This window comes from Nonomuraea jabiensis (assembly GCF_014204795.1).
GTDB lineage: Bacteria > Actinomycetota > Actinomycetes > Streptosporangiales > Streptosporangiaceae > Nonomuraea > Nonomuraea jabiensis.
In genome coordinates this window covers 11688536-11708724 of sequence record NZ_JACHMB010000001.1, presented here as the reverse complement: position 1 = coordinate 11708724, position 20189 = coordinate 11688536, and the positions used below count along the sequence as shown (strand labels likewise).

Genomic DNA, 20189 nt, shown 5'->3' with positions numbered 1-20189 from the left:
ACCGGAGCCGGTGCCCGCCGTTTTCTCGCTGTCCCCCTACTTGAAGGAGATGGTCTTGATGATCACCGGGTTCTTCGGCGCCGTGGTGCCGCCGTCGCCGGTGATGTCGGCCTCGTTGACGATCAGGTCCTTGCCGCTGGTGGCCAGCCCCAGCAGCATGTCCATGCCCTCGCTGACCACGCCGATCACGTTGTAGCCCGAGCCGATCTGGCTGTTCTCGTCCGACAGCGAGATGGCGAACTGGCTGTTGTTCTGGCCCATCGCCTCACCCGGCTGGGTCATGAACACCACGCCCTTCGACAGGGCGATGTCGGTGTTCTCGTCGCCGTAGACGTACCCCGCGGTGCCCTGGCCGTCGGTCGGGTTCTTGCCGTCGGCCTTGGCCAGCGGGTCGCCGCACTGCAGCAGGTGCACGCCGGACACGTCGGGCGTGACCAGGCGGTGGCACTTCATGTTGTTGTAGAACTTCTTCTTCGCCAGGAAGCTGAGCGAGTTGACCGAGCACGGCGCGGCGTCGGTCATCAGATCGATGACGACGTTGCCGCGGTTGGTGACGATCGTCATCTTCTTCAGCTTCATGTTGGGCTTCTTGCCCGGCAGGCCGACGAACTTGTTCGGCACCCCCGTCTCCCGCTTGTAAGTGCAGGTGACCGGGCCGGTCCTGGCCGTCGGCGTGGCCGACGGCGCCGTGGAGGCGGAGGTGGAGGCGGAGGCCGAAGGGGTGCTCTCCGCCGAGACCTTGCTGGGTTCCCTGTTGACCAGGGTGGTCGCGGCGAAGATGCCGCCCGCGACTACGACGACGGCCACGCCCGCGCCGATGAAGGTGTTCCGCCGTGACTTGACGTTCTGGGCGGCGGCACGCTTCGCCTGCCGTTCCTTGTGCTCCCGCGCCAGCTCGCTCTGGCGGTCTTCCTCGTTCTGGCGGTCGTCGCCGCTCACCGCTATGTCCTCTCATCTTTGCCCGTGCATGACCAAACAACTCCGCGCATGCTACCGGCCTTCGATATGTGCCGGACGTAAGTGGCGAAAGCAGCAGAGGGCGACATGTGAGGTCGCGAACCATATGGTGCTGAGATTCGTAGTTGAAATGAGAACTAAGGAGCACCTCATGTTCGACCAGATCCTCGGCCTGCCGGCGCATCCACTGATCATTCACTTCGCCGTCGTGCTGACCCCGCTGCTGGTGGCCACGGCGGCCGTCTATGCGATCGTCCCGCGCTGGCGTACGTACGTGGCGTGGGCGCTGGTGCTGCTCTCCCTGGCCTCTCCCGTGGCGGTCTTCGCGGCCAAGGAGAGCGGTGAGAGCCTCAAGGCGGCCCGCTTCGCCACGGCGGACGGCGAGCTCGGGTCCCGCATCACCGCGCACCAGAGCTTCGCCAACCCGCTGCTGCTGTCGGTGCTGGGGCTGGCCGTGGCCGCGCTGCTGCTCGCGTACGCCACCAGCCCGGCGCGCGACTCCGTCGGCCGCGACCGGTTCGGCCGGGCCGTGTCGCTGACCCTGTCGGCGCTGACGCTGGTGCTGGCCGCGGTGGCGGGCTACTACGTCTTCCGCGCAGGGGACTCGGGCGCGCGAGCGGTCTGGGGAGCGTAGTCCGCGCGTGTAATCTCATGATGTGGATAGCCTGTTCGATTCCGCGGCCGAAGAGGCCACCCCGCAGCCCCTCGCGGTGCGGATGCGACCGCGCACGCTCGACGAGGTGATCGGTCAGCGGCACCTGCTCGGCCCGGGCACCCCGCTGCGGCGCCTGGTCGAGAGCGAGGCTCCCATGTCGCTGTTCCTGTGGGGGCCGCCCGGCACCGGCAAGACCACGCTCGCCTACGTCGTCTCCAACGTCACCAAACGCCGCTTCGTCGAGGTCTCCGCCGTGTCGGCGGGCGTCAAGGACGTACGCGCCGCCATCGACAACGCGCGGCGCGAGCTCGGCATGAGCGGACGGCAGACGGTGCTGTTCGTGGACGAGGTCCACCGCTTCAACAAGGCCCAGCAGGACGCGCTGCTGCCCGCCGTGGAGAACCGCTGGGTCACCTTCATCGGCGCGACCACCGAAAACCCGTTCTTCTCGGTCATCTCACCGCTGCTGTCGCGCTCGCTGCTGCTCACCCTGGAGTCCCTGTCCGAGGACGACATCCGCGCCGTGCTGGAGCGGGCCGTCTCCGACCCGCGCGGCCTCGGCGGGCGCGCCACGCTCGCGCCCCAGGCGCTGGAGCATCTCGTACGCCTGGCGGGCGGCGACGCGCGCAGGTCGCTGACGTACCTGGAGGCGGCCGCGCTGCTGGCCGACGACATCACCATCGAGGTGGTGGAGAAGGCCGTCGACAAGGCGGCCGTACGCTATGACCGGCAGGGCGACCAGCACTACGACGTGATCAGCGCGTTCATCAAGTCGATGCGCGGCTCCGACGCCGACGCGGCCCTCCACTACCTGGCCCGCATGATCGAGGCCGGCGAGGACCCCCGCTTCATCGCCCGCCGCATCGTCATCTTCGCCTCCGAGGACGTCGGCATGGCCGACCCGACCTGCCTGCAGACCGCGGTGGCCGCGGCCCAGGCGGTGCAGCTCATCGGGCTGCCGGAGGGGCAGATCAACCTGGCGCACGCGGTCATCCACTGCGCGACGGCCCCCAAGTCCAACGCCGTGGTCAAGGCCATCGGGGCCGCCATCGGCGACGTCCGCCGCGGCCTCATCGGCCAGGTCCCCGGCCACCTCCGCGACGCCCACTACGCCGGGGCGGCCAAGCTGGGGCACGGGGACGGCTACAAGTACCCGCACGACTTCGACCATGGGCTGGTGCGGCAGGAGTACGCGCCTGAGCAGGTGCGGGAGCGCCGCTACTACGAGCCGACCCGCCACGGCGCCGAGGCCCCGATCGCGGACCGCTGGGCCAAGATCCGCGCCTTCCTCCGCGGCTCCTGACCCCACCCCCGCACCCGCCGCCGCACCGGGGCCGGCAGGTTGTGGTTACGGTGGCGTCCCGGCGCAACGCGCGCGGCGGGTGGTGACGTAGGGGCGCGGCTTGAGGTCTTCCGGCGCCGGGCCGGCGGGTCGTGGCTCGGCGGGTCGTGGTGCGGTGATGCTCGCCGCGATGCGCGCGGCGGGGTGGTGGCGTCGGTGGGGAGGGGCGTGGGCCGCTGAGGTCGGCACGTCGCCTTCCCGGCGCCGGGTCGGCGGGTCGTGGTGCGGTGGTGTTCGGCGCAACGTGCGCGGCGGGTGGTGGCGCCGGTGGGAGGGGCGGGGATCGCTGACGTCGGCGCGCTCGCCTTCCGGCGCCGGGTCGGCGGGTCGAGGTGCGGCGGTGCTCGGCGCAATGCGGTCGGTGGGGTGATGGCGCGTGTGGCGGGTTGGCGTCTGCGAGACCCGGCTTGAGCCCTTCCGGGCGCCGGGTCGGCGGGCGGTGGTGCGGCGGTGCTCGGCGCAACGTGCGCGGCGGGGAGGCGGCGTCGGTGGGGAGGGGCATGGGCCGCTGAGGTCGGCACGTCGCCTTCCCGGCGCCGGGTCGGCGGGTCGTGGTGTGGTGGCGGGCGGCGTAACTCGTGCGGTGCGGTGGCAGGGGCAACTCGTGCGGTCGGTGGGTCGGGGCCCGTGGCCGGGGTGGCTCTGGACGTGCTGGGGTGGGGAGGGGCGTTAGGGCAGGGCGGGGGATGGCGTAGGTTTGGGGGGCGCGGGCGTTGGGAGACGGCCCGGGCCGGGGACGGCTGGTGGCGCACGGGATCGGGGCGGCACGCGGGCGGTCATGGAAGCGCCGGACGCCGACGCGGCAGCACGATCAAGGTCGGCGTCCTCACCAAGGTTGTCACTCGAACGCGATAAGGTCTTGCCGTTCCAGCCCAGCGTACGAGGGAGATGAGCGCATGCTTACCGCTGGAGAGGTCGCCGGCCTGATCGCGGCCACGGGCTGGATAGTCCTGGTCTGCGTGCTCGCCATGGTGCTCGTCAAGCTGGCCAGGCTGCTCACCGAGGCCACCAAGGCGGTCTCCGACCTGAACGACCGCCTGACGCCGCTGCTCGACGACATGAGCGTCACGGTCAACGAGACCAACAGGCAGCTGATCGCCGTCGAGGCCATCACCAAGGACGTCAAGCAGGTCAGCGACCACGCGGCCAAGCTCAGCGCGGTGACGCAGACCATCTTCACCGGCCCGCTGATCAAGGTGTCCTCGCTCGCGTACGGCGTCCGCCGAGCCATCGAGGCCCGCCGGCCCCGCAAGGCCGTCGCGAGGACGCAGCAGAGGCAGGCGCGATGATCAGGCGGCTGTTCTACCTGTCGCTGGGCGCGTTCCTCACCTTCTGGGTGATGCGCAGGCTGCAGGCGCTCCACCCCGACCACGTCGCCCGCAGGACGGCCAACAGCGCCGCGGGGATGCTCCGGCAGGTGAGAGACTTTACTTCCGACGCGCTCGGCGAGGCCGCGGAGCGCGAAACCGAGTTGCGGGCTCGCTTCGGGCTCGGCAACGCTGAAGACAACAACTAACGCAAAGGATGGCCAACATGGAGTCGGCAGAGATCGCCCGCCGCTTCCTGCGCTTCTTCGAGGAGCGTGGGCACAAGGTAGTGCCCTCGGCCAGCCTGATCGCTGAGGACCCCACGCTTCTCCTGGTCAATGCCGGTATGGTGCCGTTCAAGCCGTACTTCCTGGGGCAGCGCAAGCCTCCGGCGTCCCGGCTGGCCACCGCGCAGAAGTGCGTGCGCACCCCCGACATCGACGAGGTCGGCAAGACCACGCGGCACGCCACGTTCTTCCAGATGCTGGGCAACTTCTCCATCGGTGACTACTTCAAGGCCGAAGTGATCCCGTTCGCGTGGGAGCTGCTCACCCGCTCCGAGTCCGACGGCGGCTTCGGCTTCCCCGAGGACAAGCTCTGGGCGACGGTCTACCAGGACGACGACGAGGCCTTCGACATCTGGCGCAACCGCGTCGGCCTGCCCGAGCACCGCATCCAGCGGCGCGGCCTGGAGGACAACTACTGGCACATGGGCGTGCCCGGCCCCGGCGGCCCCTGCTCGGAGATCTACTACGACCGCGGCGCCGAATACGGCAAGGAGGGCGGCCCCGTCGCCGACGAGGACCGCTACCTCGAGGTGTGGAACCTCGTCTTCATGCAGTACCAGCTCAGCCAGGTCCGCACCAAGGTCGACTTCGACGTGGCGGGCGAGCTGCCGGCGAAGAACATCGACACCGGCATGGGCCTCGAGCGCATGGCGGCGATCCTGCAGGGCGTCGACAACATCTACGAGATCGACACCACGTACAAGATCCTCGACAAGGCGGCCGAGCTCACCAAGACCCGCTACGGGCGCGACCCGCGGGCCGACGTGAGCCTGCGCGTGATCGCCGACCACGTCCGCACCGGCACCATGCTGGTGGCCGACGGCGTGCTGCCCAGCAACGAGGGCCGGGGCTACGTGCTGCGCCGCATCCTGCGCAGGAGCGTACGCAACCTGCGCCTGCTCGGCTCCGGCGACGACCGCTACATGCACGAGCTGACCGACGTCGCGATCAACGTCATGGGCGAGCAGTACGACCAGCTCAAGGCCGACGCGCCGCAGATCCACGCGGTCATCGACGCCGAGGAGGCGTCGTTCCTGGGCACGCTGCGCACCGGCACCGCGATCTTCGACGTGGCCGTCGAGGAGACCAAGCGCAAGTCCGGCACCACGCTCTCCGGCGACCAGGCGTTCCAGCTCCACGACACCTACGGCTTCCCCATCGACCTGACGCTGGAGATGGCGTCCGAGCACGGGCTCAAGGTCGACGAGGAGGGCTTCCGCCGGCTCATGAAGGAGCAGCGGGAGCGGGCCAAGGCCGATGCCGCGGCGAAGAAGACCGGCAACGCCGACATCTCCGTCTTCGGGCAGCTGCTGGAGAAGGCGGGCAAGGTCGAGTTCCTCGGCTACGACCAGACCGAGGCCGACACGAGCGTGGTCGGCATCCTCGTCGACGGCGTGCCCGTTCCGGCGGCCGGTGCGGGCGCGACCGTGGAGGTCGTGCTCGGGCGCACCCCGTTCTACGCCGAGGGCGGCGGCCAGCTCGCCGACCAGGGCGTGATCCGCACCAGCGGCGGCGAGGTCGAGATCGTCGACGTGCAGTCGCCGCTCGCGGGCCTGGTCGTGCACCGGGGCAAGATCCGCAGCGGCGAGCTCAAGGTCGGCGACGACGCGCAGGCGGAGATCGACCTCGAGCGCCGCCGCGCGATCTCGCGCAGCCACAGCGCCACCCACCTCGTCCACCGCGGCTTCAAGAACGCGCTCGGCGAGACGGCGGCCCAGGCCGGCTCGGAAAACTCGCCCGGCCGCTTCCGCTTCGACTTCACCGCGGCGGGCGCGGTCCCGGCCAGCGTGCTGCGTGACGTCGAGGACGAGGTCAACGCCGTGCTCATCAACGACCTCAAGGTCAACGCCTTCTACACCTCGCAGGCGGAGGCCAGGGCGATGGGCGCGCTGGCGATGTTCGGCGAGAAGTACGGTGACGAGGTCCGCGTCGTCGAGATCGGCGACTACTCGCGCGAGCTGTGCGGTGGCACCCACGTGCACAGCTCGGGCCAGCTCGGCCTGGTCAAGGTGCTGGGCGAGCAGTCGGTCGGCGCGGGCGTGCGCCGCGTCGAGGCGCTCGTCGGCATCGACGCCTTCCGCTTCCTGGCCCGCGAGAGCGTGCTGGTCGCACAGCTCACCGAGCAGCTCAAGGCGCGCCGCGAGGAGCTGCCCGAGCGCATCGACGGCATCGTCACCCGGCTGCGCACGGCGGAGAAGGAGCTGGAGAAGATCCGCTCCGCCCAGGTGCTCCAGGTGGCCGGTGATCTTGCCGCCAAGGCGGGCGACCTGCGTGGAGTCTCCGTTGTGACACACCGCGCGCCTGATGGCACCGGTGCGGATGATCTGCGTAAGCTCGCGCTGGATGTGCGTGGCAGGTTCCCGGCGGACCGGCCGGCGGTCATCATGATCGCTGGCGTCCCCTCCGACCGACCTGTGGTGGTTGCCGCGGTCAACGAGGCGGGACGCGAGCGCGGGCTCAAGGCCGGGCAGCTGGTCGGCGTCGCCGCCAAGGCTCTTGGGGGTGGCGGTGGCGGCAAGGACGACGTCGCGCAGGGCGGCGGCACACGGCCGGAGGCGATCGGCGACGCGCTGCGGCTGGTCGAGCAGGCTGTCGCGGATCAGCTCGGCTGATATGAGGTTCGGCACGCGGATCGGCGTGGACGTCGGATCCGTACGCGTCGGCGTGGCCCGCAGTGACCCTTCCGGGCTGCTGGCCACGCCGGTCGAGACCGTCAGGCGAGGCAAGGGCGACCTCGACCGCATCGCCGCGATCGTCGCGGAGCACGAGGCGATCGAGGTGATCGTGGGGCTGCCCACCTCGCTGTCCGGACGCGAGGGGCAGGCGGCGGGGCTGGCCCGCCAGTTCGCCGCCGCTCTCGCGGTCCGGCTCGCGCCGACGCCCGTGCGGCTGTTCGACGAGCGGCTGACCACGGTCGCCGCGACGCACGGGCTGCGGGCCAGCGGCATGAAGGCGAAGAAGCAGCGCGGCGTCGTGGACCAGGCCGCGGCCGTCGTGCTGCTGCAGGACGCGCTCGACTCCGAACGCGCCACCGAAAGACCCCCAGGCAGGCCCGTCGCACCGCCCCCAGCGGCCGACGGACCTGCCTCATGAGCGCGCGCGACACGGGGGTCGCGCCCGCGCGGGCGGTGTATGCGGCAGGACGCATGGGCGGCGCGCAGCTCGATGCCCAGGGCGTCGACGCGGCGTGGCCCCAGGTCCACCGCTGGGCCGCCCACGCCCAGGCGGCGCGCACGTCCGAGCGGGGTGCGGATGCGAGGGGTCCGGTCGTCTGCGTGGCTGACGGCGGGGCGGCTGGGAGGGTTCTGGCCGTCCGCTCGGCTGACGGCGGGGTGGCCGCGTGAACGGCAGGCCTGAGGACGAGGACGACCTCGACGACGTGATCCCGTTCTCCGACGACTCCGAGCAGAACCGGCCGGAGGACTCGACGCAGCGCGAACCGAACCAGGAGCGACGGCCTGAGCCTGACGCAGCAGGGGAGGCCGGTGCGGCGGAGGCTGGCGCGGCTGGGACTGGCACGGCGGGGACCGGTGCGGCCGGGGCTGGCGCGGCTGGAGCCGGTGCGGCGGAGGCTGGTGCGGCCGGGGCTGGTACGGCTGGGGCCGGTGCCACGGAGGTCGGTGCGGCTGAGGCTGGTGCGGCTGGGGCTGGCACGGCGGAGGTCGGTGCGGTGGGGGTGGATCCCCACGGTCCGTTCGGTGCGGCGGAGGTCGTAGGGGCGGGCGGGTCTCGCCAGCGGGCCATACGTAAGGCCGGGATGGTCTCCGCGGGGCTGATCGTGGCCCTGGTGGCCTTGGGGGCTGGTGGGATCGCGGTGCTCAAGCCGTACCTGAGCCCCGACGACTTCGACGGCCCCGGCAGCGGCGCCGTGACGGTGCGGATCGCGCCGGGCTCGAGTGCGCAGGCCATCGGCTCCGTGCTGGCCGAGGCAGGGGTGGTGGCGAGCGCGCAGTCGTTCGTACGGGTGACGGAGGAGCGCGCGGTCACCAACCGGCTGCGCCCCGGGCACTACCGGCTGCGCAAGGGCATGGCCGCCAAGGCGGCGCTCGACCTGCTGCTCGCGCCCTCGTCCAGGGTCGTGCGGCGCGTCACCGTCCCCGAGGGCCTGCGGACGTCCGAGGTGCTGGCCCGCGTCGCCAAACTGGCCGGGCTGCCGCTCAAGGAGCTGCAGGGCGTCGACAAGGCTCTCGTCGGCCTGCCCTCGTACGCGGAGGGGCTGGAGGGGTTCCTCTTCCCCGCCACGTACGAGATCGAGCCCGGAGACACGGCGGTGGACGTGCTCGCGGCGATGGTCGAGCGCTTCCACCAGGCCGCCCGCCAGATCGGCCTGGAGCGGGAGGCGGCCCGCAAACACCTGACGCCGCTGGAGGCCGTCACGGTGGCCAGCATGATCCAGGCCGAGGGCGGCGTCGACGCGGACTACCCGAAGATCTCCAGAGTGATCTACAACCGCCTCCAGAAGAACACCCCGCTGGAGATCGACAGCACCGTCCTGTACGCGCAGAACCGGCGGAGTCTCAAGATTACGGAACGTGACACCAAGGTCGACTCTCCTTACAACACCTACCTGCACAAAGGGCTGCCGCCCGGGCCCATCGCGAATCCAGGGGAGAAGGCGCTGATAGCGGCCCTGAACCCAGCCCAAGGCGATTGGCACTGGTTTGTGACGACGGATCCGGCGCATAGAATCACCAAATTCACCAACAAAGAGAGCGAGTTCGTGAGATACCGGGAAGAGCTGAATAAGAACCTCGGGACGAGTTGATGTTCGACGGGACCCCCTCTGTCCCGGCGCAAATGCCCCGAAGTGGGACATGCGCCCTCTTTCCATCCCTTAGCATGGCTACCCAGAGTGATCTCCGCTGGTCGTGGGAGCATGTCCGGCGGACCCCCCAGTTCCGCTCGGTGACCCAAGCCGGTTTGGCGGTTTCGCTTGACGTCCGGCCGGTCATACCGGGAGATTGGCCAGCGCACCTATGAACGATCTCGATCTGAACACCCTCCTCGGCGCCGAGGACGACGGCGGTCGTACCCGGCGCGGTCGTGGCCGCAACCGCAGGCGGCGCCGGCGCCGCAACCGCGGCGGCTTCATCGCGCCGCTGCTCGCCTTCGTCGTGCTGGCGGGCATCATCGGCGGCGGCGGTTACTACGGCTACATGTGGCTCAACGACGTGCTCGTGCCCGACGACTACACCGGTCAGGGCACCGGCGAGGTCATCGTGGAGATCAAGGACGGCCAGAGCGCCTCGGACGTGGCGCAGGAGCTGGAGCGGCAGGGGGTCGTGGCCAGCGCCAAGGCGTTCACCAACGCGATCGGCAACGCCAACAGGAGCGGCTCGCTGCAGCCGGGCTCGTACAAGCTGCGCAAGAAGATGTCGGCCGCGAGCGCGGTGGCGCTGCTCATCCCGGACAACCGGTTGCTCGCCAAGGTGACCCTCAAGGAGGGCCTGCGCCTGTCCGACACCTTGAAGACGCTGGCCGAGGAGACCGGCAAGCCCATCAAGGAGTTCGCTGCGGCGGCCAAGGACGTGGACCAGCTCGACCTGCCGAGATACGCCAAGGGCAAGCTTGAGGGATATGCCTTCCCGGCCACGTACGAGATCCAGCCCAAGAGCACGCCGACGCAGATCCTGGCGGCGATGGTCAAGCGGTACAACCAGACGGCCGAGCAGCTGGACCTCGAGGGCAACGCCAAGGCGCTCGGCCACACGCCGCACGAGATCATGATCATTGCCAGCATCGTGCAGGCGGAGGCCGGTCGTCAGGAGGACATGCCGAAGATCGCCCGGGTCATCTACAACCGGCTGGACCGCGAGCCGCAGATGAAGCTGGCGATGGACAGCACGGTCATGTACGCGCTGAACAAGTACGGCACGGCCGCCTCGTTCGCGGAGACGAAGACCAAGAGCCCGTACAACACGTACCTGCACCTCGGCCTGCCCCCCGGGCCCATCACGAACCCCGGGGACCACGCGATCGAGGCCGCCCTGAACCCCGCCAAGGGGCCCTGGCTCTACTTCGTCGCCACCGACCCCAAGAGCAACGTCACCAAGTTCGCCACCACGGAGGCCGAACGCCAGGCGCTGCTGGCCGAATACCGCAGGAACGGCGGCTGACCGGCGACCCGGCGCACCACCCGCCCGCCCACCCCGATGGTGGGCGGGCGTCCTTTTGGGCTGATTCTGCCGGACGTGATGAGCGCGCGCCGTATGGCCGGTGGCGCCACCCGCCGGGCGCGCCGCCGCACGGCGGGTGGCGGAGGCTGTGCCCGCTACTTTGGGCGGGCTGCTGCGCGGCGGCTGGCGGAGCCTGTGTGGGGACGCCCGTTCGCGGTGGGCGGCCGTGCGGTGGGTGGCGGTTCTGTGCGGGGATGCCCGTTCCTGGCGGGTCGCCGTGCGGTGGGTGGCGGGTCTGTGCCGGAGAAACCCATCCTTTACGGCTGCGCACGGTGGGCACCTCCCGCCGACGTGCGTCGCCCCCCGTCCAGGGGACGCTTCTCCGGTGATGGGACGACCCGCCGTGACGCGCGCCCCCTGGGCCGTCCGAGCGGCGAAGCGTGGGCGGCGGGGCGATAGGGTCGTCATGTTCGGAAGGAGTGTGGATGCGGGCTGCGGTGATGGGGTCGCCCATCGGTCATTCGCTCTCGCCTTACCTGCACCGGGCCGCGTACCAGGCGATGGGGCTCGACGGGTGGAGCTACGAGGCGTTCGAGTGCGATGAGGCGCGGCTGCCCGCGCTGCTGGGCGAGCTGACGCCCGTGCGCGGCCAGACCCCGGGTGGTGAAGACCCGTGGGCGGGGCTGTCGCTGACCATGCCGCTCAAGCGGGCCGTGCTCCCCCTGCTCGACACCGTGTCCGACCTGGCCGTCGAGGTCGGCGGGGCGAACACCGTGGTCTTCCGCGACGGGCGCCGGCACGGCCACAACACCGACGTCTACGGCATCGAGCAGGCGCTGGCCGAGGCGGGCGTGCCCGCGCCGGGCTCGGCGACCGTGCTGGGCGGTGGGGCCACGGCGGCCTCGGCGCTGGCGGCGCTGCGTAACCTCGGGCTGTTCTCGGCGACGCTGCTGGTGCGCGACCCCGCGCGGGCGGGGGAGACAGTGGAGGTGGCCGAGCGGCTGGGCGTGGCGCTGGCGGTGGAGACGTTCGACAAGCTCGACGCCTGCACGCGGGTGGATCTGGTGGTCTCGACGCTGCCGGGCGGGGCGGCGGACGCGTTCGCCGACCGGCTGGCGCGGGTGCCCGCGCTCTTCGACGTGGTCTACTCGCCCTGGCCGACCAGCGCGGCGGCGGCCGTCCGGGCTGCGGGCGGCACCGTGGTCGGGGGGTTCGCGATGCTGCTGCACCAGGCGGTGCGGCAGGTGGAGCTGATGACGGGCCGGACGGATGTGCCGGTGGAGGCCATGCGCGCGGCCGGCGAGGCGGAGCTCGCTAGGCGGTCATCTCGAACGGGTTGATCACAGTCACGCCGGTGTCCGTGAAGTCCTTCACGTTCCGCGTGACCACGCTCCAGCCGTGAACCTTGGCCGTGGCCGCGATCAATGCATCGGAGAAGGGGAGCGGGCGCACGCAGCGCATGCGCCCCCATTCCTCGGTGACATCGGTGGTGATCGGGATGATCCGATCCCCGAAGGACTGGAAGAGCCGGGCGAGCCACTTTTCGAGCACCAGCGCCTGCTGGGGATCGGTCTTTCGACGCTGCTCAATCCCCCAGCGGATCTCGCCGATGGACAGGACGCTGAGGTAGAGAGTGGGCCCCAGAGATGCGTCAACCCATTCCTTCACCTGGGAGTTGCCATGTGGCTTGCGCACCTCCGAGATGACGTTGGTGTCGAGGATGTAACCGACGCTCATCAGCCGAGGTCCACTTCTCGCGGAAGACTCTTGTCGCGTTCGAACTCCAGATCGTCGGGCCAGTCCGGCTCGCTGAGCAGGAACTCCTTGAAGTCCGGCTGCTTGCCCTTGAGCCGGCGGTATTCCTCCATGTCGAGGATCACCACCACGTCCTTGCCGTGCTTCGTGACGATCTGCGGCCCCTCGTCGTGAGCCTTCCTGACGACTTCACTGAAGTGCTGCTTGGCCTCCTGCAGCTGCCATCTGGTCACTTCTGTCTGGATCGCGGTCATTCGACCCCTTTCTGTCTAGACTAGACAGAAGTCTAGTGTCGGGGGGCGGGCCAGCAGGGATGATTCGAGGGAGTCTGGACGTTGTGGTAATGTAGCTCTCTGATCGGTCCGGCATGCCATTGCTGGACGCGCAAGCGGAGGTCTCCCTCCCACCTGAGTCGCCGGAAAGGTGGCCGGGTCCAGGATCACGCCGGACTACTCCGGGGAGCTCACAGGCCACGAAAGCCAAGAGCTCAGTGGCCCCGCATGCGCGACGTGCGGGGCTTTTCGCGTTGGCGAGGAGCCCCGGTACGACGAGCACGTAGGGATCGCAAACCTAGGAGGCCCCATCAGCACTGAGCCCCGCATCAACGAGCGTATCCGAGTTCCCGAGGTTCGCCTCGTGGGCCCGAACGGCGAGCAGGTAGGCATCGTCTCGATTCACGACGCCCTGAAGCTCGCCCAGGAGGCCGACCTCGACCTCGTCGAGGTCGCGGCCACGGCTCGACCGCCCGTGTGCAAGCTCATGGACTACGGCAAGTTCAAGTACGAGTCCGCGATGAAGGCGCGCGAGGCGCGCAAGAATCAGGCGCACACGATCATCAAGGAGATCAAGCTCCGGCCGAAGATCGACCCGCACGACTACGAGACCAAGAAGGGTCACGTGGTGCGGTTCCTCAAGGCGGGAGACAAGGTCAAAGTCACGATCATGTTCCGTGGTCGCGAGCAGTCCCGGCCGGAGTTGGGTTTCCGGCTCCTGCAGCGGCTCGCGGACGACGTCCAGGAGCTCGGTTTCGTGGAGTCCCACGCCAAGCAGGACGGCCGTAACATGATCATGGTGATCGGTCCGCACAAGAAGAAGGCCGAAGCCAAGGCCGAAAAGGCCGCAGCCAAGGCACAGCGTGGCAGCGAGGACACTTCCCCACAGGAAGGATGACCCGCGGTTGGGGTTAGCCTTACAGAGCGCCCCGATTCAGCCATCAGCAGACGAAGACGCCGCGACCGGGTCGGCCCAGCACCGGCCCGGCCCGTGGCACGACCGAAACGAGGAGAGACGGCGACATGCCGAAGATGAAGACGCACAGCGGTGCGAAGAAGCGGTTCCGGCTGACCGGCACCGGCAAGATCAAGCGTCGCCGTGCCAACCGCGCGCACTACAACGAGTGGAAGTCGTCCACGCTGACGCGCCGTCTCAAGAACGAGGTCGTCCTTTCCGACGCCGATTCCAAGAAGATCAAGAAGCTGCTCGCTAAGTAGCGCGATTCCCCGGGGAGAAGAAACATGGCACGCGTGAAGCGGGCGCTCAACGCCAAGAAGAAGCGCAGGGTCGTCCTCGAGAGGGCGAGCGGTTACCGTGGCCAGCGGTCGCGTCTGTACCGCAAGGCCAAGGAGCAGATGCTCCACTCGATGACGTACGCCTACCGGGACCGCAAGGACCGCAAGGGCACCTTCCGCCGTCTGTGGATCCAGCGGATCAACGCCGCCGCCCGCCAGAACGGCATGACCTACAACCGCCTGATCCAGGGGCTGCGCCTGGCCGGCGTCGAGGTCGACCGCAAGATCCTGGCCGACCTCGCGGTCAACGACAGCCAGACCTTCGCCACGCTCGTCGAGGCCGCCAAGAAGGCGCTTCCGGCGAACGTGAACGCTCCGGCCGCGAGCTGAAAAGCCGCGAGCTGAGGCGATCGTCTTCATCGAGGGCCCACCGATGACGGTGGGCCCTTTGTTGCTGTGTTGGCGTAGCTAGGTGTGAGGCGTCGCCGCCGAGCGGCGTTGCCAGGTGGGACGTTCCCGTGAGGAACGCCGCTGTGTGAGACGTCGCCGTGACTGGTGTCGCCGTGTGGGACAGGGAGAGAGCATGGCCGGGTCCGAGCTGACCAACGTGAAGTCGCCGCGGGTGAAGGCGGCCAGGCGGCTCACCAAGCGGGCCTTCAGGGAACAGGACCGCAGGTTCCTGGCCGAGGGGCCGCAGGCGGTGCGCGAGGCGCTCAAGCTCGACGGCGTGACGCTGGAGCTGTTCAGCACCGCCGACGCCGAGCTGCGCCACCCCGAGCTGATCACCGAGGCCCGCCTGAAGGGCGTGCCCGTCCACCGGGCCAGCGGCGAGGTCATGTCGGAGCTGTCCCAGACCGTGACCCCGCAGGGGCTGGTGGCCGTCTGCACGCTCGTGCACGTGCCCCTGGACGAGGCGCTGGCGGAGCAGCCGCGCCTGGTCGCCGTGCTCGCCCACGTGCGCGACCCGGGCAACGCCGGCACCGTCATGCGGGCGGCCGACGCCGCCGGAGCCGACGCGGTGGTCTTCACCGACGCCTCCGTCGACCCGTACAACGGCAAGTGCGTACGCGCCAGCGTCGGCAGTCTGTTCCATCTGCCCGTCGTCATCGGTGCACCGGTGAGCGCCGCCGTGCGTCAACTCAAGGAGCGGGGCCTGCGCGTGCTGGCGGCCGACGGCGCGGGCAAGCACACGCTCGACGATGTTGATCTCAGCGGACCCACCGCGTGGATCTTCGGCAACGAAGCCTGGGGACTGCCGGAGGACGTACTGGCTGAGGCCGACGACGTGGTCAGGGTGCCCATCTACGGACGGGCGGAAAGCCTGAACCTGGCCACCGCCGCGGCGGTATGCCTTTACTCCTCGGCTAGGGCTCAGCGAGTGCCCTAGGCGGCGGGAAACCCGCTATTGTCGGCGTTGTAGGCGGAGGGGGCGAGGTCGTGCACGGCGCAGACACCGACGGGCGAGTAGTGGCCGCCGCGTGCACGATAGCCATCGACGACCTTCCCGACGGCCTCATCGTGGCCGACCGTGACGGCTGCGTGCTGGCCGTCAACCGGGCCGCCGCCCGGCTCACCGGCGTCTCCATGGAGCGCGCGGTCGGCAGGCACATGAGCGACGTGTTCCCCTTCCGCGACCACGACGGGCGCGACTGGTGGAAGGCGCTCGACCCCGAGGGCGGGCTGCGCATCAGGAGCAGGGTGCCCGAGCGGCCGCTGCACCTGCCCGGCGGCCAGGAGCTGTACGTCGCGGCCAGGCTCGTACGCGAGCCGGAGCGCGGCGGCGAGGTCGAGCGCGTCACGATCACCCTGCGCGACGGCGGCGCCCGCGCCCGGCTGGAGCGCAGCCGCGCCGACCTGGTCTCCACCGTGGCCCACGAGCTGCGCTCGCCGCTGACCAGCGTCAAGGGCTTCACCGCCACCATGCTGGCCAAGTGGGAGCGCTTCACCGACGAGCAGAAGCGCGTCATGCTCGAGACCGTCAACAACGACGCCGACCGCGTCACCAGGCTCATCACCGAGCTGCTCGACGTCTCGCGCATCGAGTCGGGGCGGCTGGAGGTGCGCCGCCAGGTCGTCGACATCTCCGCCAGGGTGCGCAGGCTCATCGCGGGCCGGGTCGCGGCGGGCGAGAGCGAGGGGCGTTTTCGCCTGATCGTCGGCGACGACCTGCCGGAAATGTGGCTCGACCAGGACAAGATCGACCAGATCCTGGGTAACCTGGTGGAAAACGCGCTGCGCCACGGGCGCGGCACTGTGACAATCGAGATCGAGTCCGTCGGATGGGGAGTTGCCGTGTCGGTGCGCGACGAGGGCGAGGGCATCGAGCCCGAGCTGGCTCCGCGCGTCTTCAGGCAGTTCTGGCGAGGCGGCAACAGCCGCCGGCGCGGTGGCACCGGGCTCGGCCTCTTCATCGTCAAGGGCCTGGTCGAGGCGCACGGTGGCACGATCACCGTGCAGCGGGCGCCCGAGGGCGGGGCGGAGTTCCGATTTACCGTGCCCACCGGCACGCCCGACTTCGCCACCCCTTAGCGATCGAGTCGGCCCCGGTGGGCGGGCCCCACTAGACTCTTTTCCGCTCAAGCCCTGGATACGGAGCTCACTCTTGTCTGACTACGACCCCGTCGAGGTGACACCGTTGCATGCCGACGAGGTGTCCCGCATGGAGGCCGACGCCATCGCGGCGATCAAGGCGGCCGACAGCCTCGACGCACTCAAGCAGGCCAGGCTGGCGCACGCGGGCGACCGCTCGCCCATCGCCCTGGCCAACCGCGAGATCGGCGCCCTGCCGCCCGCCGCCCGCGCCGAGGCCGGCAAGCGCGTCGGCACCGCCCGTAAGGCGATCAACGAAGCGCTCGCCGCCCGCCAGGCCGAGCTCGAGGCCGAGCGCGACGCGCGGGTGCTCGTCGAGGAGACCGTCGACGTCTCCCTGCCGTGGGACCGGCGGCCGCGCGGCGCCCGCCACCCGCTGACCACGCTGCAGGAGCGCATCGCCGACGCGTTCGTCGCCATGGGCTACGAAGTGGCCGAGGGCCCCGAGCTCGAAGGCGAATGGTTCAACTTCGACGCGCTCAACATCGCCAAGGACCACCCGGCCCGCTCGGACCACGACACGTTCTTCGTCGGGTCCACCGACTCCGGCATGGTGCTGCGCACGCAGACCTCGCCGGTGCAGATCCGCGCGCTGCTCCAGCGCGAGCTGCCGGTCTACGTGATCTCGCCGGGCAAGACGTTCCGCACCGACGAGCTCGACGCCACCCACACCCCGGTCTTCCACCAGACCGAGGGGCTGGCCGTGGACGAGGGCCTGACGATGGCCCACCTCAAGGGCACGCTCGACCGGTTCGCGGAGGTGATGTTCGGCAAGGGCATCACGACCCGCTTCCGGCCCAACTACTTCCCGTTCACCGAGCCGTCCGCCGAGATGGACCTCAAGTGCTTCGTCTGCCGCGGCAGCTCGGCCATCCCCGGCAACCCGCCCTGCCGCACCTGCAAGTCGGAGGGCTGGATCGAGTGGGGCGGCTGCGGCATGGTCAACCCGCGCGTGCTCATCGCCTGCGGGGTCGATCCGGCGCGGTACTCCGGGTTCGCGTTCGGCATGGGCATCGAGCGGACGCTGATGTTCCGCCACAACGCCGAGGACATGCGTGACATGGTCGAGGGAGACGTGCGCTTCACGCTCCCGTTCGGAATGGAGATCTGATGAAGGTCCCGCTTTCCTGGCTGCGGGAGTATGTCGATCTCCCGGCGGTCACCGCCCACGAGGTGGCCGACAAGCTCACGGCCGCCGGGCTCAAGCTCGAGTCGATCACCTCCCACGGCCACGACGTCAAGAACGTCGTCGTCGGCGAGGTGCTCGAATTCGAGGAGCTGACCGGCTTCAAGAAGCCCATCCGGCACTGCAAGGTCGAGACCGGTGAGGCGGCGCCGCGCGAGATCATCTGCGGCGCCACCAACTTCGTCGCCGGCGACCGCGTGCCCGTCGTGCTGCCCGGCGGCGTGCTGCCCGGCGGGTTCGAGGTCGGGGCACGCAAGACGTACGGGCGCATGTCGGAGGGCATGATCTGCTCCGAGCGCGAGCTCGGGCTGAGCGAGGATCACGGCGGCATCATGGTGCTGCCGGCCGACACCCCGATCGGCACCGACGTGGTCGAGCTGCTCGGCCTGCGCGACGACGTGATCGAGCTGGAGATCACGCCCGACATCGGCTACGCCCTGTCGATCAGAGGCGTGGCCCGCGAGGTGGCGACCGCGTTCGGGGTGGCGTTCCGCGACCCCGCCGACGTCGAGCTGCCCGCCGAGACCGGCACGGCGTGGCCGGCGTCGATCGCCGACCCGACCGCGTGCGACAGGTTCGTGCTGCGCGAGGTCACCGGCTTCGACCCCGCCGCCCAGAGCCCGCTCTGGATGCGGGTACGCCTCACGCGCGCCGGCATGCGGTCCGTGTCGCTGGCCGTCGACATCACCAACTACCTGATGCTGGAGCTCGGGCAGCCGCTGCACGCGTTCGACCGCGGCAAGCTGCGCGGCGAGATCGTCGTGCGCCGCGCCGTCGCGGGCGAGCGGCTCGAGACGCTCGACCACGTCGTACGCGAGCTCGACCCCGACGACATCCTGATCACCGACCAGTCGGGGCCGATCTCCATGGCCGGCACCATGGGCGGGCTGGAGACCGAGATCTCCGACGACTCGACCGACATCGTCATCGAGGCCGCCCACTTCTCCGCGACCGGCATCTCGCGCGAGTCGCGCAGGCACGGGCTGGTGTCGGAGTCGTCCAAGCGGTTCGAACGCGGCGTCGACCGGGAGCTGCCGCTCGTCGCCTCGTGGCGGGCCGTGCAACTGCTGGCCGAGCTGGGCGGCGCGAGCATCCAGCCCGGGGTCACGCACGCCGAGGTCGAGGTGTCGCCCGCGCGCATCGCGATCCCGTCGAGCTACCCGGGCACCGTGGCCGGCGTCCCCTACTCCAAGGAGACCGTCGTCTCCCGGCTGCAGCAGGTCGGCTGCGTCGTGGTCGACGGCGACGACCCGGCCGTGCGGCGGGGCGGCGTCGACCCGACCGGGGTCGTGACCGGCGGCGCCCTGGCGGCCAAGCTGGCCGTCACCGGCGACGACATGATCACGGTGACGCCGCCGTCGTGGCGGCCCGACCTCACCGACCCCAACGACCTGGCCGAAGAGGTCATCCGGCTGGAGGGCTACGAGAGCCTGCCGTCGTTGCTGCCCTCCGCCCCCGCCGGGGCCGGGCTCACCGAGGGCCAGCGGCTGCGCCGCCGGGTCGGCCGGGCGCTGGCCGAGGGCGGCTACGTCGAGGTGCTCAGCTACCCGTTCATCAGCCCCGACGACTTCGACCGGCTGCTCCTGCCCGCCGACGACGCGCGCCGCCGCGCCATGCGGCTGGCCAACCCGCTGTCGGAGGACGAGCCGCTGATGCGCACGACGCTGCTGCCGGGTCTGCTCAAGACCCTGGTACGCAACGCCGGGCGCGGGTTCTCGGACGTGGCGCTGTTCGAGATGGGGCCGGTCTACCGGCCGCGCGAGGGCGCGCCCGAGTTGGCGCCGGTGCTCGGGGTCGAGCGCCGGCCGACCGCCGAGGAGCTGGCCTCGATCGAGTCGGCGCTGCCCGACCAGCCGCTGCGGGTCGCGGTGGTGCTGGCCGGGGAGTTCGAGCGGTCCGGCTGGTGGGGCAGCGGTCGCGCCGCCTCGTGGGCCGACGCGGTGCAGGCCGCGCGGCTGGTCGCGGGCGAGGCGCGGCTGGAGCTGTCCATCAGCGCCGACCAGCACGAGCCCTGGCACCCCGGCCGGTGCGCCGCCCTCTACGTGGGCGACACGCTGGTGGGGCATGCCGGCGAGCTGCACCCGCGCGTCATCGAGGCGTACGGGCTGCCGCCGCGCACGGCGGCCATGGAGCTGGAGCTGTCGCGCCTGGAGCCCGCCATGCCGGGCCCGGTCCAGACGCCGCCGGTGTCGGCCTACCCGGTTGCCACGCAGGACGTCGCGCTGATCGTGCCCGACTTCACGCCGGTGGCCGACGTGGAGGCCGCCCTGCGCGACGGGGCCGGGGAGCTGCTGGAGTCGATCCGGCTGTTCGACGTCTACGCGGGGGAGCAGGTGGGCGAGGGGAACAAGTCGCTCGCGTACACGATGCGCTTCCGCGCGGCGGACCGGACGCTGACGGTGGAGGAGACCACGGCGGCTCGCGACGCGGCGGTGGCCATGGCGACCGACCGCGTGGGGGCTCAGCTCCGTAGCTCCTGAGCCGCTT

At 70.4% G+C, this 20189-nt stretch carries 19 protein-coding genes; 16 read left to right on the top strand and 3 right to left on the bottom strand.

Translation table 11 applies throughout. The features are described 5' to 3' along the window. Window positions 1-36: 36 nt before the first annotated feature. Window positions 37-939 (bottom strand): peptidylprolyl isomerase, encoded by a 903-nt coding sequence (locus tag HD596_RS53475; RefSeq protein ID WP_185077098.1) that lies wholly within the window; start codon window positions 937-939, stop codon window positions 37-39. A gap of 169 nt (window positions 940-1108) precedes the next feature. Here HD596_RS53475 and HD596_RS53470 point away from each other — a divergent pair, with 169 nt between their 5' ends. From HD596_RS53470 to HD596_RS53430, 9 genes are all read left to right on the top strand, one after another. Next, window positions 1109-1591, top strand: a complete 483-nt coding sequence (locus HD596_RS53470) for a DUF2231 domain-containing protein (protein ID WP_185077097.1) — start codon at window positions 1109-1111, stop codon at window positions 1589-1591. A gap of 82 nt (window positions 1592-1673) precedes the next feature. Further along, on the top strand, window positions 1674-2915 hold the full coding sequence (locus HD596_RS53465; protein WP_246558403.1) for a replication-associated recombination protein A: 1242 nt from the start codon (window positions 1674-1676) through the stop codon (window positions 2913-2915). Window positions 2916-3850: 935 nt separating this feature from the next. Next, window positions 3851-4243, top strand: coding sequence for a DUF948 domain-containing protein (locus tag HD596_RS53460; protein WP_185077095.1), 393 nt, complete (start codon window positions 3851-3853; stop codon window positions 4241-4243). Next, window positions 4240-4470, top strand: a complete 231-nt coding sequence (locus HD596_RS53455; protein WP_185077094.1) for a hypothetical protein — start codon at window positions 4240-4242, stop codon at window positions 4468-4470. The genes HD596_RS53460 and HD596_RS53455 overlap by 4 nt, the downstream gene beginning before the upstream one ends. 17 nt (window positions 4471-4487) lie before the next feature. Beyond that, window positions 4488-7160: an alanine--tRNA ligase gene (alaS, locus tag HD596_RS53450; RefSeq protein ID WP_185077093.1), complete on the top strand. Its 2673-nt coding sequence runs from the start codon at window positions 4488-4490 to the stop codon at window positions 7158-7160. Between the two features lies 1 nt (window position 7161). After that, window positions 7162-7641, top strand: coding sequence for a Holliday junction resolvase RuvX (ruvX, locus tag HD596_RS53445; RefSeq protein WP_185077092.1), 480 nt, complete (start codon window positions 7162-7164; stop codon window positions 7639-7641). Window positions 7642-8218: 577 nt separating this feature from the next. Next, entirely contained in the window at window positions 8219-9313 is a 1095-nt protein-coding gene (gene mltG, locus HD596_RS53440; RefSeq protein ID WP_313046966.1) for an endolytic transglycosylase MltG, read from the top strand. Between the two features lie 211 nt (window positions 9314-9524). Further along, entirely contained in the window at window positions 9525-10664 is a 1140-nt protein-coding gene (gene mltG / locus HD596_RS53435; protein WP_185077091.1) for an endolytic transglycosylase MltG, read from the top strand. A 485-nt stretch (window positions 10665-11149) separates the two neighbouring features. After that, window positions 11150-12004, top strand: coding sequence for a shikimate dehydrogenase (locus HD596_RS53430; RefSeq protein WP_185077090.1), 855 nt, complete (start codon window positions 11150-11152; stop codon window positions 12002-12004). Here the strand turns inward: HD596_RS53430 and HD596_RS53425 are convergent. Together HD596_RS53425 and HD596_RS53420 are read right to left on the bottom strand one after the other, a co-directional pair. Then, window positions 11979-12401 carry a type II toxin-antitoxin system VapC family toxin gene (locus HD596_RS53425; RefSeq protein WP_185077089.1) on the bottom strand — a complete coding sequence of 141 codons (423 nt, stop codon included), beginning with the start codon at window positions 12399-12401 and terminating at the stop codon, window positions 11979-11981. The genes HD596_RS53430 and HD596_RS53425 overlap by 26 nt on opposite strands. Further along, window positions 12401-12652 (bottom strand): type II toxin-antitoxin system Phd/YefM family antitoxin, encoded by a 252-nt coding sequence (locus tag HD596_RS53420; RefSeq protein ID WP_313046964.1) that lies wholly within the window; start codon window positions 12650-12652, stop codon window positions 12401-12403. The genes HD596_RS53425 and HD596_RS53420 overlap by 1 nt, the downstream gene beginning before the upstream one ends. A 328-nt stretch (window positions 12653-12980) precedes the next feature. Here HD596_RS53420 and infC point away from each other — a divergent pair, with 328 nt between their 5' ends. From infC to HD596_RS53385, 7 genes are all read left to right on the top strand, one after another. After that, a complete protein-coding gene (gene infC / locus HD596_RS53415) occupies window positions 12981-13589 on the top strand; it encodes a translation initiation factor IF-3 (protein ID WP_185079296.1) in 609 nt (202 codons plus the stop codon). Between the two features lie 125 nt (window positions 13590-13714). Beyond that, window positions 13715-13909, top strand: coding sequence for a 50S ribosomal protein L35 (rpmI, locus tag HD596_RS53410; protein ID WP_043622108.1), 195 nt, complete (start codon window positions 13715-13717; stop codon window positions 13907-13909). A 24-nt stretch (window positions 13910-13933) separates the two neighbouring features. Then, on the top strand, window positions 13934-14317 hold the full coding sequence (rplT, locus tag HD596_RS53405; RefSeq protein WP_185077087.1) for a 50S ribosomal protein L20: 384 nt from the start codon (window positions 13934-13936) through the stop codon (window positions 14315-14317). 193 nt (window positions 14318-14510) lie between these two features. Next, entirely contained in the window at window positions 14511-15314 is an 804-nt protein-coding gene (locus HD596_RS53400; RefSeq protein ID WP_185077086.1) for a TrmH family RNA methyltransferase, read from the top strand. Window positions 15315-15364: 50 nt separating this feature from the next. Further along, complete coding sequence (locus HD596_RS53395) at window positions 15365-16456, top strand: sensor histidine kinase (protein WP_185077085.1); 1092 nt, start codon at window positions 15365-15367, stop codon at window positions 16454-16456. A 130-nt stretch (window positions 16457-16586) separates the two neighbouring features. Continuing rightward, entirely contained in the window at window positions 16587-17627 is a 1041-nt protein-coding gene (gene pheS, locus HD596_RS53390) for a phenylalanine--tRNA ligase subunit alpha (protein ID WP_246558401.1), read from the top strand. Then, the gene (locus HD596_RS53385) at window positions 17627-20182 is read left to right on the top strand and encodes a phenylalanine--tRNA ligase subunit beta (RefSeq protein ID WP_185077083.1); all 2556 of its coding nucleotides are present in this window, start codon (window positions 17627-17629) and stop codon (window positions 20180-20182) included. The genes pheS and HD596_RS53385 overlap by 1 nt, the downstream gene beginning before the upstream one ends. The last annotated feature ends 7 nt before the right edge of the window (window positions 20183-20189 follow it).